Below are 14,983 nucleotides of genomic sequence, written 5' to 3' on the forward strand. Positions count from 1 at the left end.
GTTATTTTTAGACAAAGGAATCCGGATTGAGTAAGAAAATTAAAGAAGCCACAGGCATTACATTAGCCCCACTACGTCCGCATTTAAAGTGGATTGTGGTGGGGTTTGCTGTTGTTATCAGCTTAGGGTCAATCTGGTATACAAACAGTTTAGTAGATCAAATCAGGGAGCGCGAACAGCGTCAGATTGAAATTTATGCCAGATCTCTAGAGTTTTTGGCTACTGCCAGCGATAACTTCCTGATGATATTTGATGAGATCGTCTCAGCAAATCATACAATACCTGTTATTCTAACAGATATAAATGGCGCTCCAGAGTTCCACCGAAATATTCCAAAAGCAGATCGGCTTGATGGGGCAGGGAAAAAGGAATATTTGTTACTTGAAATGGAAAGGATGAGAGAAGAACGAGAGCCCATTGAGGTCACGCTGACAGATGATGCCGGCAATGTGTATGGGACTAAATTCATCTATTACAAGAATTCATTCTTATTAAGGCAGCTCACTTACTACCCTTACATTCAACTTTCCATTATTGCACTTTTTGGGGTGATTACCTTTTTAATTTTGAATTACCTGAGAAGGGTAGAGCAGGATCATGTTTGGGTAGGATTAGCAAAGGAAACAGCCCATCAACTGGGCACACCGCTTTCTTCACTTATGGCCTGGTCCGAGTATTTTAAGGATTTATATCCCGATCAGAAAGAAGCATTACTTGAGATTGATAAAGACGTAGATAGATTAAAAGTAATTACTGACAGATTCTCAAGCATCGGAAGCGAACCGCAGCTAGCCTTATTTAACGTTGTAGATACCATTGATGAAATTGTCATTTATCTTCAAAAACGACTTTCCACTAAAATTCATATGACGGTCTCTGCTTTTCCGGGCCGGGATATTGAGGCCATGATTCATCAATCGTTGTTTGCATGGGTGATCGAAAATTTATGTAAGAATGCAGCGGATGCAATGGAGGGTAAAGGGTCTATTCATATTAGTGTCCTGCGTGCTAATGAAGGCAGAATTGCAGTAGATGTGAAGGATACCGGTAAGGGAATTCCTAAAAAAAAGATCGTTAATGTTTTCCGACCTGGTTATACTACCAAAAAAAGAGGCTGGGGACTTGGGTTAACACTTGCCAAGCGGATTATTGAACAATATCATCAAGGAAAAATTTTCGTAAAACACTCTGAAATCAACAAGGGCACAACTTTCCGAATTTACCTGAATGGATGATTATTGATAAGGTTGCACTCCAATAGAGTTATAAAGCTTGGCTGCATCATATAAAATTCCATCTTTGATTGTCAAGTCTACTTTTCTGACATCAGAAATATTTTCTAATGGATTTCCATTAACAAGAACTAAATCTGCAATCTTACCTTCTTCAATAGAGCCAAGGTCTTCCTCTAAGCCAGCAACCTGGGCTGAAATAATTGTTGCTAACCGCAGCACCTCATGGTTTGGTATTCCTGCTCGTGCATAATTTTCCAATTCTCTATGGAGACCAAACCCAGCCATTGCATCTGTTCCAGGCACCAAAGTAATTCCATTTTCATATAGAGCCCCTACCATATCGATTAGCTTTTGGTATGATTGCTTATAAGTATCTCGCAGACTATCTGGGATAGCTAAGCCGGCTCCATAAAAACCACGTGCAATATTGATCGGCAAACGTTCCAAAATCATACTGAAAGACGGATCAGGATCTCTCTGGGTAGAGGTTAGCATTCCTTCGAAAATAGAAATGGTTGGGTCTACCACGATGTTTTTTTCTTTAAGTAAGGACACAAAAGAAGTAAAGGCATCTCCATCAAGATCAATATGCACTGCACGCTCACCCACCATAGAAAATCTTAAAGGCGTCCGGGTGTCAAGGGTATCACCCATAAAATTTAGAGCAATCATATTGATATGTTGAATTTCATCATAGCCGCTATTTACTGCTTCTTCTGCTATCATATAAGCCGGGATATGCCCACTCACTCTCATGCCCAGCTGCTTAGCTTTTTGACTTAATGGACTTACCCATTCAGGTTTTATAGAACTATAAAGTTTGATTTGATTGTATCCTAATTCTTTGTAAAACTCTACCGCTTCAATGCCTTCATCAACAGAGTTAATTATTTTTCCTGTTGGCCCTGCATAAGGTCCGGCTCCATCAATAAAACCAGCCATCCCTACCAGTCTTGGCCCGATCAGACTATTTGAGTTGAACTGCTCTGCTAAATCGGGAAGATCTGTGGAATTAGCTAAATCCCTAATGGAAGTGATACCTGCTGCAATGTGTAATATCCCATCATTTTTGGATGCGTGGGTATGCATATCGAAAAGACCGGGCAACATTGTCCTTCTATTTCCATCTATTACTCTATAGTTGGAAGCTTCAATTTCATTTTCAGAAACCTTTGCAATTCTTCCATTTTCTACGAGCACATTTTGATTTTTTTTTAGTTTGCCATCCTTTGTGTCAAAAACTGATACGTTTCTGATTAGAATTCCATTTTCTGACTTTTCTGAAAGGTCTTCAGCAATTGATTTCAGGTAGTTTTCTTCATGCTCCTCCTGAATTTCCAGCAATTCATTTTTTAATGAATCATATCCGGAGGCTATGCACGAAAACCATGATCCTGCTGCCGCAAACATTCGATTATCAGCTTTCCGCATCCATAAATAGGAAGGTGTAAATGATGCGCCCGTCATCTCCATGAGTTTTAGATCTATGGTATCCCTTAATGTATATTCATAGACATTATTCAGCCTGCATGTACCACTTGGAAGAGTAGAAGCTGATTGGTTAGGATCACTTTCAAGTTTTCTTAGAATATGCTCGAAACTTGCAAATGAGCCATTGATGTTAAAGTAGAAGCTATTTCCGTCAAAAGTTGTCGATCCAGACTCAGATGGACTTTCCCAGGATGCTGTACCATTCTCAACTTCAAATGTTTCTTTAATGGAATCCTTTAGGTAATTGTAACCTGAAACTTGATAATATTCCATCACATTGTTTTCATTCAGACGGAAAGTTTCCTCAAAATGTGGACCTCTACCTCTGTCGTTGAATTCAAATTCATAATAATAGGCTCCCGTGCTATCTTTCGAGGCGAGCTGGTACCCAGCCAAATTATCACCCATGTAGATATTGTACTTTATGGATTCAAAAGGGACTTCTTCGGGTAGTGGAGAACAGCTAATAAGGGCAGAAATAGCCAGTGAGAAGATTAGGTTGTACGTTTTCATGATCAGGATAGATTATATCTAATTTAATCAAATTTGAAAGAGCTTCAACAGCCAATCTTATTCCTTTGGAATTCCTTTTTTGCGATATAATTTTCCTTTAATTTCGCACCAAATTTCAAACAACCCCATTAATATAACCACATTAGATAATGGCAAATACAGGTAAAGTAACCCAGGTTATTGGTCCGGTAGTAGACGTAAGCTTTAGCGCTGAAGGATCAAAGCTTCCAAACATCATGGACGCATGTAAAGTGACTCGTCCGGACGGGACAGAAGTAATATTGGAAGTACAACAGCACTTGGGCGAAGAAGCGGTGCGAACCATCGCGATGGAAGGAACCGATGGATTGAAGAGAGGAACTGAGGTGGTAGACCTTGGTGCTCCTATCAAAATGCCAACCGGTGATGCGATCAGAGGACGACTTTTCAACGTTGTAGGTGATGCCATCGACGGAATGGAAGAGGTAGATAACACGAGCGGTCTTCCTATCCACAGACAGGCTCCTCCATTCGAGGATCTTTCTACTTCCACAGAAGTACTTTTCACAGGCATTAAAGTAATTGATCTGATCGAGCCGTATGCAAAAGGAGGTAAGATTGGTCTATTTGGTGGTGCGGGTGTTGGTAAAACCGTATTGATCCAGGAGCTTATCAATAACATCGCAAAAGGACACGGTGGTTTGTCTGTATTTGCTGGTGTAGGAGAGAGAACAAGGGAAGGAAACGACCTTCTTCGTGAGATGATTGAAGCTGGGATCGTTGATTACGGTGAAGAATTCAAAGAATCCATGGAAGCAGGTGGATGGGACCTGTCTAAAGTGAATAAAGAAAAACTTAAAGACTCTAAGGCAACATTTGTATTTGGTCAGATGAATGAGCCACCGGGTGCGAGAGCACGGGTTGCACTTTCTGGTCTTACAGTTGCAGAGCACTTTAGAGATGGAGATGGGGAAGGAAAAGGAAAAGACATTCTTTTCTTCGTTGATAACATCTTCCGATTTACCCAGGCTGGTTCTGAGGTATCGGCACTTCTTGGTCGTATGCCATCAGCGGTGGGTTATCAGCCTACACTAGCTACTGAGATGGGACTGATGCAGGAGCGTATTACTTCTACCAAGCGAGGATCAATTACTTCCGTACAGGCGGTTTATGTACCTGCGGATGACTTAACTGACCCTGCACCAGCTACCACATTCTCACACTTGGATGCTACAACCGTACTTTCAAGAAAGATTGCTGAGCTTGGTATTTACCCAGCTGTGGATCCATTGGATTCGACTTCTCGAATCTTGAGTGCAGACATCCTTGGTGATGAGCACTATGATTGTGCGCAGCGAGTAAAAGAGATTCTTCAGAGATATAAAGAACTTCAGGATATCATCGCCATTCTTGGTATGGACGAGCTTTCTGATGAAGATAAGGAAGTAGTACACAGAGCAAGAAGGGTGCAACGATTCCTTTCTCAGCCATTCCACGTAGCAGAGCAATTTACAGGTCTTCAGGGAGTTCTTGTTGACATCAAGGATACCATCAAAGGCTTTAACATGATCATGGATGGTGAGTTGGATCACCTACCTGAGGCTGCTTTCAACCTTGTAGGCACAATTGAGCAGGCTATTGAGAAAGGCGAGAAATTAATGGCTGAAGCCAACGCCTAGTCACAACACGACAGGCAATAATTGAGATGAATTGGTTTTCCACCTACATTTCATCTCAACTTTAAAATCATTTCCCCCTCATGGAGGGGGCTAGGGGGAGGAAATAGATTTAAATAATTATGTTTCTAGAAATAGTAACACCAGACGAGAAAGTATTTGAAGGAGAAGTGGTTAGTGCTTCTTTTCCTGGTAGCGATGGTTCCTTTCAAATATTGAACAACCATGCTGCAATGGTTTCTACGTTAGGTAAAGGCGACATTCGTTACAAGCCAGAGAAGAAAGAAGAAGTACATCTTCTTGTTGAAGGAGGCGTTGTAGAGGTGATGAATAACAAAGTGAATGTGCTGGTAGAAAAAATATTTAGCGAATAATAGATATAATAGTTCAATTGAAAAGCCATCTGGAGTAATCCAGGTGGCTTTTTTTGTTTTTTGATAGCGTATTAAAAACTATTTTAGCTATAACTCAATCACCACTATGAAACGATTCATTCTTGACACCATCCTCTGTTCAGCTTTTATTTTTGGAATCATGGGGGCGTTTGCGTCCCTCACTTTCCTTAATGTTTTTGATGCTTTTGATCCTATCGGTGAAATGTTCTCAGACTTTGAACTAACTGACATAGTTTTTTCGCAATTACAAGATGACCCAATCGCTGATGAGCGGATTGTCATGGTCAATATTGGGACTTTGAATCGAGAAGGCATTGCTAGGCAAATTGAAATTATCAATCAATACAATCCCAGGGTAATAGGTCTGGATGTAATGCTTGATGCACCTAAGGAATGGCCGGAAGATAGTGCATTAACACGTGTGCTTTCTGAGACACCTAATATTGTAATAGGTGAAAAGCTCGTTGGGTTGGACGAAGAAACCGGACAATTTGCCATGACGATTAAGCCGGAAGATCATATTGTGCAAGAAGCTAAGCTTGGTTACGTCAATTTAATCACTGATGCACGCACTCAGGAAGATCTAAAAATGTGTCGTGAGTTTACTCCTGATGAAATAGTAGAGGGTGAGACCCGATACGCATTCCCTGTACGCCTTGCGTATGCTTATGATTCAATGGCTACAGAAAGGTTTCTTGCGCGCGAGAACGATATAGAAGTAATCAATTATAAGGGCAATATCATGAGTTTCTCCGCTGCACAATATGGTATGAAGTACTTTGCCTTGGATGTGTATGATGTATACGATGAGAATTTTGCACCGGATTTGTTTGAAGACAAGATTGTGATCATGTGTTTTATGGGCCAGTACCTTGGAGATACTGAGACAACTGAGGACTTTTACTTCACTCCGATGAATGAAAACTATGTAGGAAAGGCCAAAAACGACATGTTTGGAGGAGTCATTCACGCGAACATTATTTCACAGATTCTCGATGATGACCCCATTGATCAGATGTCTGAAAGTGCTCAAATAGCTCTAGCTGTTTTTTTCTGTCTGTTCAATGTATTCCTGTTCAAAATTATTTATGGAGCTATGCCCAGATGGTATGATGGAATTACTAAAATCTTTCAATTGATCGAAGTTGCAGGACTAGCTACGTTGATGATCTATTTTTTGTTAGTTTTCAATTATAAAGCTGATTTTACACTGGCTATGATAGTTATTGCTTTATCAGGGGATTCGTTAGAAGTGTACCATGGTGTTGTTAAAAATCTGTTTTCTAAAGAGAGAAGAAGGGAAGTATTTAAGATCAATCGGCGGTTTTGGGAATATCAATAGCTGAGAGGGGTAGTTCTAAATCTCCCAGATCAAGCATTGCGTTGATTAAACTAACCTTTTCAAAAGTGTGAACATCTCCTACCTGAATAGATGACTCTTTTATTTTCCCCTCATTCAGTAGCTGCTGTCTTCGCACGCCATTTAATAGATTACTATCTGGAGTAAACCAATCCTCACCGTTCCAAAAAGCGACATTGAAATATGATCCATCCGTTATCTTTCCATCAATGGCTATGATAATGTCATCTGCATTTGATTTTTCTACCAGTCTGTTGATTTTTGAACGGTCGGCGTACTTCATGGAGTAATCAAACGGTTTTGAGTGGACCACCTCGAGTGTCTCTATTTTTCGTGCATGGTATTCAGAATACTCCAGATCATATTCCGCATCTTCCGTATCCAGATCATATACCAGCCTCACTTTGTAAGTTCCTTCCAGCTCTATGTTTGGGAGTATTTCATTCAAATCATGTGATTCAATAGAAGGAGCAAAACGCTCAAAAGCAAGGTCCACTCTGGCCTGATGCAATGGAAGGTTAATGTACTTCCCATCTTTCATTTGAATACTTTCAAGCAGTTGCATGTTTTTCGTCTTAGCTTAAAACTCTAACTTTATCTTAAAATAATCCTAGCCATGTTTCGAATCATTCTGATAATTCTTTTTGCATTCTTCACCATTGAATCAACGGCACAAATCAACTTTAAAAAACTCAAAGATCGTGTGAAAAAAGCGGTTGAAGAGGAAGTTGATCCTCAAGAACTGGCAAACAAGGACGATCGGATGGCAAAGATCAGAGAAGATCAACTGGTGAAGGATACCTCTTATTACAACTATATTTTCTCTCAAGGCAACAGAGCCTCTTTTTTTGCTAATCGTGATAGTAAGGAAAACTTGCTGGTCACTTTTGCGAAGAATTACGAAGATAAGGATACTGACGCTGTAAAATTAGAGGTTTATGAGCAGGTATTTGATCTGAACCGTACCGCAGAATATTCTATATATATTCACCCCGAGGCTGCAATTGCAAATTTCAATGATGCCCTGGATCTGATGATGGATGATGTCCCATCTTTCAATCAGGTATTTACCATTGAAGATTTAGTAAAGATGGATACCATGAATATCGCAGATAGGTACGCGCTAGGTAAGACCATTGCTAATATTTCTATTCTCATCCATGCAGAGGGGGACTATAAACTTTCTGAGAAATTCATTGAAGAAACCATTCGTTATTTCAAAGAAATTATTGGTGAGAATACCGCCGCACTAGCCTCTCTTTATTGCAATCATGCCACCATCTCACAAGCTCAGGGGAGGTACACGGAAGCAGAAGACTTTTTCAATGAAGCAGAAGAAGTGATCAGGAAAAATGATCGTGTAGGCTCACTTTCCCACGCGATTATATTAAACAATAAAGCACTGCTTTATAATGAGGTCGGTCAGTATGATAAGGCATTGGAAACCATTGACCAGGCCATAAGGTATGCAGAAGGGGCACTCAGAGAAAAGGGTCGAGATAATGTGAGTTTTCAAATCAATAAAGGATTAATTCAATACAGTGCGGGCTCATATGCTGAAGCGGAACGTGTTTTTAGAGAGATTATTGAGCTAAAGAGAAAGCGGCTGGCTAGTAATCAGACTGATGTAGGTAATGTAAAGAACTACTTGGCGGCTGTGCTTATGGAGCAGGGCAAACCAGGAGAAGTACTCGAGTTACTGGCTCATTCATTAGATATTTTCAGAAAGAAGTACTCAGAATCGCACCCAGCTTATATTAAAACCAAGCACAACAAAGGTAGATACCATCTGACTTCCGGTAATTTGGATGAAGCCCAAAGAATCATTGGAGAAGTAAGTAAATCGTATTTAGAGATATTCAATGAATATCATCCGGATTACCTAAGCTCTTTGGAGGATCTGGCAGTGGTATTCTGGAAAAAAGGAGATTTTGCTAAGGCCAAAGTAAATTTTGAAAAGGTGCTGAATACCAACCTGGAATTGGTTGAGAAGTACTTTGGAGCAATGAGTGAGTATGAAAAAAGCCAGTATTGGGCTAAGGTTCGTCCTTCGATATTGAAATTCTATGCCTTTGCTTCTGAAAGAGGGAAGGAAGATCCTTCTCTTCTCACAGACATGTATAATCTGCACCTGAAAACAAAAGGGATTTTATTGAGTGCCTCCAGCAAGGTTCGAGAAGAAATTCTGAACAGCAACGATGAAAGTCTGAAGAAGCTCTATACCGATTGGGTGGATGCAAAAGAAAAACTCTTGCTTTATTACTCTTATTCAAAAGAACAGCTTAAAGATTTAAAGATTGATTTGGATGGCGCTGACGAAAAGGCCAATCAATTAGAAAAAGAGCTGAACCGAAGGTCTGCATCTTTCGCTACATCTAATAAATTACCAAAAACAATGCTTGCAGAAGTTAAATCGAATCTTAGTGCTGGCGATGCGGCGATTGAAATCATTGGTTATACGGAATTTGACCGAAGCTTTAAGAAGGAAAAGAAGTACGCCTTTTTAATTGCCGACCTAAACTCCATCCACCCACGAATTGTAGAAATTAAAAATGGAGAAGATTTAGAAGGGAAGTATGCGAAAGCTTACTTGAACATGGTAAAGGCGAAGTTACAAGATCGCATATCCTATGATAAATATTGGAAGCCGGTAGATGAGGCCCTTGTGGGTTTTAAGAATATCCATTTATCACTTGATGGCATTTATTTTCAATTGAATATTGGAGCCTTGAAGCGACCGGATGGTACTTTCGTTTCTGATAACCTTGACCTTCATCTTTATACAAGTACACGTGATCTGGTAAAGGAAAAGCACACTGGTTTTTCTTCTAAAAATGTGTCTTTGATTGGCTATCCGGATTTTGGAAACAAAGGACTATTGAGCCCTCTGCCAGGAACAAAAGCGGAGCTGGAAGCTATCAGCGAAATGACCAGAAGTAAAGGATTCAACACCAAAGCGTTTATACAAAAACAAGCTACAGAGGAAAATTTCAAGTCCATTCACTCACCTGCTTTGCTGCATGTGGCTACACACGGTTTCTTTCTCCCTGAAAGTCAGGCCTCTGGTGAAAAAGTATTTGGTGTGGATGTCAGCCAGGCGAAAGAGAACCCCCTTTTGAGATCTGGTTTAATGTTGGCAAACGCGGAGCAAACCATGCAAGGTGATGATCAGTCAGTAGAAGTAAAGAGTACAAACAATGGGGTGCTTACCGCATATGAAGTAATCACATTGGACTTGAAGAATACAGATCTGGTGGTATTAAGTGCCTGCGAAACAGGACTTGGTGAGATTAAATCTGGAGAGGGTGTTTACGGACTTCAACGTGCCTTTCAGGTGGCTGGCGCAGAATCAGTAATTATGAGTCTATGGAAAGTGAGTGACGAAGCAACCATGCAGCTGATGGCCAATTTCTACAAGGAATGGATGGGTGGCAAGCCAAAAGAACAGGCTTTTTTCACAGCACAAAAAATGCTCAGAGAGTCTTTCCCTGAGCCATATTATTGGGGTGCCTTTGTCATGTTGAATTAGAAATCACCTCCTTGGAGGGGTTTGGGGTGGGTTTTTGGAGGTCATCTAATTATTCAAATTGACCAGCGAAAATCCATCAATTACACCCAATAGCAGACTATTGGTGTCATTTGAAGAATATAGGAATGCATGTTGCAGTTATGCCACCTGCACATTCAAATCTTTAGCACTACCCATTTCTTTCATGTGCTTGAAATGGCTAGCCACTGCTGCCCCAAATGAGGGGAAAGCAAAATAAGGAAGTTCAAATTCTTTTACTGTCTGCTGTACCAGTTTTGATATGGCCGGATAATGGACATGGCAGATTTCAGGGAATAGATGGTGTTCAATTTGAAAGTTTAGTCCTCCCAGAAACCATGAAAGCACCTTGTCATCCATGCCATAGTTACAAGTTGTTTTCAACTGATGAGCCACCCAGCTGTGCTTCACACGCTCATCTTCTTCGTCAAAGAATTCGGCCGGTTCTACCACGTGTGCAGTCTGGAAAATCATGGCTAACATGATTCCGGTAATACAATGAGAAGCGAAAATCATGAGTATGGTGATCCAGGCCGGTACGGGTATAAGCATAACCGGAAGCACAAGGAATACCACCCAATAGAACACCTTTCTAAGGATCACTTTGGTCAGTTCCATTGGGAAATCCTTTTTCTTGATCAATCCATCTCGTCTGTAATCGAAAACCTTGATAAAGTCTTTTGTGGTGATCCATTCCAAAAGTGGCACGCAATAAAAAATCGGTGCATAGATGTGCTGGAATCTGTGAAACCACTTATGTGGCTGATTGGTATTGTATCTAAATACGAATCGAGGCAAAATATCTTCATCCGCATGCTCAAGATTTGTATACGTATGATGAAGCACATTATGCTGGATGTGCCAGATGAGTTTATCTACACCTACAATCGTGGCTGAAAATGTCATCAGGTTATTCATGGCAGGATTCTTAAAATAAGATCCATGAATCGAGTCGTGCATGATGGTGGTTCCTATAAACGCTTTGCCAATTCCCATCAGCATCCAAAGCCCCATCAAAAACCACAGATTAGTAAATCCACTTAATATCAAAACAAAATAAGGAACCAAATACATGGAGAGCACAGAAATGGTTTTGATGATCATTCGACTGTTTGCATTTCTTTGGATTTGGTTATCCTGAAAGTATGCATTTACTCTTGTTCGTAATGCAGCCGCAAACTCCCTGTCTAACTTATTCTCAAATTTGTATCTGATAATCATGCGTATATGTTTCTTTTTCAAGCAAACACCCCTAATGTGGGAATGTTTTTGTTTGAAAGCGCAAAGTTACAAACAAAACCCCTGAGCCCCAATTGGATACATCGGCCATAAGGTTGGTTACGCCGATTAAAGGAATAAGAAGATATACATCCATTCTAAAAACTAACCTACCGTCCATCAATAAGAGATTCAATCTGAAATCATTACTTCTTATCTTTAGAAGAAACCTTAACCTTAATATCATGAAGCGTTTATACTCACTTTTACTTCTGTCTTTTCTGATAGGAGTTGTTTTTAATCTAGATGCTCAGCGGAGAAAATCAACCAGTTCCAATACTAGTCCTATAGGCTCTGAGCTATTTAACAATTTAAAATTCAGAAACATTGGGCCGGCATTCATGTCAGGGCGTATTGCTGACATAGCCATTGACCCTACCAATGAAAATGTTTGGTATGTGGCTGTTGGCTCGGGCGGAGTTTGGAAAACCGTCAATGCAGGCACCACATTCGAACCTATTTTTGACGATCAGCCCGTGTATTCTATTGGGTGTGTCACCATTGATCCGAGTAATCCATATACGATTTGGGTAGGTACCGGAGAAAATGTAGGAGGCAGGCATGCCGGATTCGGTGACGGTATCTACAGAAGCACCGATGGTGGAGCCAGCTGGACCAATATGGGGCTAAAAAACTCCGAACATATTTCTAAAATTATTGTGCACCCAGATAATTCAGATGTCATTTATGTCGCTTCACAAGGACCACTTTGGAGTCCGGGAGGCGATCGTGGATTTTTTAAATCAACCGACGGTGGCAAAACCTGGAAAAAGACACTAGGTGATGATCAGTATACTGGAGTGACAGATATGGTTGTTGATCCAAGAGATGCTAACAGAGTGTATGCAGTAACCTGGGAGCACCACAGAACCATTGCTGCCTGGATGGGCGGAGGAGAGAAATCTCGCTTATACCTAAGCGAAGATGGAGGAGATACCTGGACCCAGCTAAAAACGGGTCTGCCGGAAGGCAAATGGGGAAAAACAGGTTTAGCAATTTCGCCTATCAACCCGGATGTATTGTACGCAGCTATTGAGCTAAACAGAACCACCGGCGGAGTGTGGAGATCTGAAAACAGAGGTGGCAGCTGGACTAAAATGTCTGATGCAGTAGCAGGAGCTACAGGTCCTCACTATTACCAGGAAATATATGCATCTCCCCACAAATTTGATCGATTGTACATGATGAACAATCGATTGATGAAATCTGAAGATGGTGGAAAGACATTTGAAAACATGGATGAGACCGCCAAGCATGGAGACAATCATGCGGTAGCATTCAAAATGTCTGATCCGAATTATTTGTTAGTTGGAACTGATGGTGGTGTTTATGAAAGTTTTGATCTGGGCGCTACGTGGAGGTATATGGAAAATCTTCCGATCACCCAGTTTTACAAAGTTGCAGTGGATGATGATGAGCCGTTTTACAATGTATATGGCGGCACGCAAGACAACAGTACGCAGGGAGGTCCGTCACGGACAGATAATCTGCACGGCATCCGAAACGCGGATTGGCAAGTTGTTTTAAACTGGGATGGGCACCAGCCAGCGACCGAACCCGGAAATCCAAACATCATGTATGGTCAGCGTCAGCAAGGCACGCTTTCCAGAATTGATCTGAAGACAGGTGAAGTAACAGACATTATGCCTCAACCTGGCCCGGACGAAGACTTTGAGCGATACAATTGGGATGCACCTATTTTGGTATCACCACACGATCCGGCGACCATCTATCATGGGTCGCAAAGATTGTGGAAGTCGACAAACCGTGGTGATAGCTGGACAGCATTATCGGGTGATTTGACTCGAGATCAAGAGCGTTTGGCATTACCAATCATGGGAAGAACTCAGAGCTGGGATTCTCCTTGGGATATTGGAGCTATGTCGAATTTCAACACGATCACTTCTATTGCCGTCTCTCCGCAGAACGAGCAAGTCATTTTCATTGGTACAGACGATGGACTCATTCAGGTGACCGAAGATGAGGGCCAAAACTGGAGGAAGGTCGAAGTGAGTGCGATGGGTGTGCCATCCAGATGCTATGTCAACGATGTGAAAGCTGATCTTTTTGATGAAAACACGCTCTATGTGGCATTGGACAACCACAAGGAGGGAGATTATCGTCCATACCTGGTAAAGAGTACCGACAAAGGCAGAACCTGGACACGTATAGAAAATGGACTGGGAAATAAGAACCTGGTTTGGAGAATTGTACAAGATCATGTCAATAATGACTTGATGTTTGCTGCCACAGAGTTTGGCGTGTACTTCACAGTAGATGGAGGGCAAAGCTGGACTGAGTTGAAAGGCGGAATCCCAACAATTTCATTCAGAGACCTGGCCATTCAGCGACGAGAAAATGACCTGGTAGCTGCCTCATTCGGTAGAGGGTTTTATATCCTGGATGATTACTCAGCGTTGCGCAATGTCAATCAAACTCAGATTAGCCAGGAAGCTACTTTGTTTGAACCCCGAAAAGCATGGTGGTATGTTGAGCGTCCGGTGTTGAGTTTTGATGATAAGCGAGGATCTCAAGGATCACAGCTTTATGTAGCTCCTAATCCTGATTTTGGGGCTGTGTTCACCTATTACTTAAAAGACAGCTACAAAAGCTTAGAGGAACAAAGGCAAGCTAGCGAGAAAGGAAAAACAGGTAATATCCCATTCCCAGGATGGGATGCACTGGAGGATGAGACCAGAGAAATGGATCCGTTTGTCTATGTCGAGATCAAAGATCAGGCTGGGAACATCATTAATCGCGTAAAAGCGACTAATAAGAAAGGCTTCAATCGTGTGGCTTGGAACCTAAGAGTAGGCATCACGAAAGCAGTTGATCTGGAGGGTGATTTTGGAAATGTTAATGGGTTGCTATGTGCTCCTGGTACATACACAGCTACTCTGCATAAATACGAGAGAGGAAACTTTAGTCAGATTGCCGGCCCGGTGAATGTAGTGGTAGAGCCATTATACGAAGGTACACTGGAAGGAAACCCAATGGACGAAGTGGTTGCCTTCTGGAGAGCATATGAGGATCTGAGCAGAGATGTAGGCAAGCTGGGGGTACAGCTGTCTAAATCTATGAAAATGGCTGACTTGCTTTTTAAAGCAGCCGGACATGCCAATGTAGGTAGTGAAGTAATGGCGGAAGTTGCAACTCTTAGAAGCGAGCTAGGAAAACTGGATACTGAATTCAATGGGAATCCTGCTAAAAATCAGGTTGGTGAAAAGAGCAGACCTACGATTGGCGCGAGATTATTTGCATTGAATAGAGGAATCACTACTTCAACGTATGGTCCAACTGAAACACACGAAGAAACCATGCGCATTATTAAGGAGCAGTGGACGGATATGTTGGCCAGGCTGGAAGCTCAGCGCATCAAAGCCCAAAGTATCGCTGACAGGGTAGTAGAAGCAGGAGGATCCTGGGTAGAGGGGAGGTAGATCAACTTTTTTCTACCTTCATCAATAAGACCTCCGAAGTTTTCAAAGCTTCGGAGGTCTCTTAATGTT

General features: G+C 41.5%; 9 protein-coding genes. 6 read left to right on the top strand and 3 right to left on the bottom strand.

The features are described from left to right. Positions 1 to 26: 26 nt before the first annotated feature. Entirely contained in the window at positions 27 to 1,235 is a 1,209-nt protein-coding gene (locus tag ACXAH9_RS01620) for a sensor histidine kinase (RefSeq protein WP_474893140.1), read from the top strand. Here ACXAH9_RS01620 and ACXAH9_RS01625 read toward each other — a convergent pair whose 3' ends face one another. Further along, positions 1,236 to 3,239, bottom strand: a complete 2,004-nt coding sequence (locus ACXAH9_RS01625; protein WP_474893141.1) for an amidohydrolase family protein — start codon at positions 3,237 to 3,239, stop codon at positions 1,236 to 1,238. 149 nt (positions 3,240 to 3,388) lie between these two features. Between ACXAH9_RS01625 and atpD the strand changes: the two genes are divergently transcribed. The 3 genes from atpD to ACXAH9_RS01640 all read left to right on the top strand — a co-directional run bounded on the left by atpD (position 3,389) and on the right by ACXAH9_RS01640 (position 6,631). Beyond that, positions 3,389 to 4,897, top strand: a complete 1,509-nt coding sequence (atpD, locus tag ACXAH9_RS01630; RefSeq protein ID WP_474893142.1) for a F0F1 ATP synthase subunit beta — start codon at positions 3,389 to 3,391, stop codon at positions 4,895 to 4,897. A gap of 119 nt (positions 4,898 to 5,016) precedes the next feature. Beyond that, positions 5,017 to 5,268 carry an ATP synthase F1 subunit epsilon gene (gene atpC / locus ACXAH9_RS01635; protein WP_474893143.1) on the top strand — a complete coding sequence of 84 codons (252 nt, stop codon included), beginning with the start codon at positions 5,017 to 5,019 and terminating at the stop codon, positions 5,266 to 5,268. Between the two features lie 106 nt (positions 5,269 to 5,374). After that, complete coding sequence (locus tag ACXAH9_RS01640) at positions 5,375 to 6,631, top strand: CHASE2 domain-containing protein (protein WP_474893144.1); 1,257 nt, start codon at positions 5,375 to 5,377, stop codon at positions 6,629 to 6,631. Here the strand turns inward: ACXAH9_RS01640 and ACXAH9_RS01645 are convergent. Further along, on the bottom strand, positions 6,603 to 7,214 hold the full coding sequence (locus ACXAH9_RS01645) for an aminotransferase class IV (RefSeq protein ID WP_474893145.1): 612 nt from the start codon (positions 7,212 to 7,214) through the stop codon (positions 6,603 to 6,605). The two genes, ACXAH9_RS01640 and ACXAH9_RS01645, sit on opposite strands and share 29 nt — an antisense overlap. 51 nt (positions 7,215 to 7,265) lie before the next feature. On the opposite strand from ACXAH9_RS01645, the gene ACXAH9_RS01650 reads away from it, so the two are divergent. After that, on the top strand, positions 7,266 to 10,178 hold the full coding sequence (locus ACXAH9_RS01650) for a CHAT domain-containing protein (protein ID WP_474893146.1): 2,913 nt from the start codon (positions 7,266 to 7,268) through the stop codon (positions 10,176 to 10,178). A 138-nt stretch (positions 10,179 to 10,316) separates the two neighbouring features. Here the strand turns inward: ACXAH9_RS01650 and ACXAH9_RS01655 are convergent, their stop codons facing one another. Continuing rightward, the gene (locus tag ACXAH9_RS01655; RefSeq protein WP_474893147.1) at positions 10,317 to 11,417 is read right to left on the bottom strand and encodes a fatty acid desaturase family protein; all 1,101 of its coding nucleotides are present in this window, start codon (positions 11,415 to 11,417) and stop codon (positions 10,317 to 10,319) included. 242 nt (positions 11,418 to 11,659) lie between these two features. Here ACXAH9_RS01655 and ACXAH9_RS01660 point away from each other — a divergent pair, with 242 nt between their 5' ends. After that, positions 11,660 to 14,914, top strand: a complete 3,255-nt coding sequence (locus ACXAH9_RS01660; protein WP_474893148.1) for a WD40/YVTN/BNR-like repeat-containing protein — start codon at positions 11,660 to 11,662, stop codon at positions 14,912 to 14,914. Positions 14,915 to 14,983 lie beyond the last annotated feature (69 nt).

The organism is Ekhidna sp. ABH4_415 (assembly GCF_056161305.1).

What these genes read in the sequence shown, in the direction of transcription:
- ACXAH9_RS01625 (WP_474893141.1), bottom strand. Translation starts at nt 3,239, where the DNA reads ATGAAAACGTACAACCTAATCTTCTCACTGGCTATTTCTGCCCTTATT.
- atpD (WP_474893142.1), top strand. Translation starts at nt 3,389, where the DNA reads ATGGCAAATACAGGTAAAGTAACCCAGGTTATTGGTCCGGTAGTAGAC.
- atpC (WP_474893143.1), top strand. Translation starts at nt 5,017, where the DNA reads ATGTTTCTAGAAATAGTAACACCAGACGAGAAAGTATTTGAAGGAGAA.
- ACXAH9_RS01640 (WP_474893144.1), top strand. Translation starts at nt 5,375, where the DNA reads ATGAAACGATTCATTCTTGACACCATCCTCTGTTCAGCTTTTATTTTT.
- ACXAH9_RS01645 (WP_474893145.1), bottom strand. Translation starts at nt 7,214, where the DNA reads ATGCAACTGCTTGAAAGTATTCAAATGAAAGATGGGAAGTACATTAAC.
- ACXAH9_RS01650 (WP_474893146.1), top strand. Translation starts at nt 7,266, where the DNA reads ATGTTTCGAATCATTCTGATAATTCTTTTTGCATTCTTCACCATTGAA.
- ACXAH9_RS01655 (WP_474893147.1), bottom strand. Translation starts at nt 11,417, where the DNA reads ATGATTATCAGATACAAATTTGAGAATAAGTTAGACAGGGAGTTTGCG.
- ACXAH9_RS01660 (WP_474893148.1), top strand. Translation starts at nt 11,660, where the DNA reads ATGAAGCGTTTATACTCACTTTTACTTCTGTCTTTTCTGATAGGAGTT.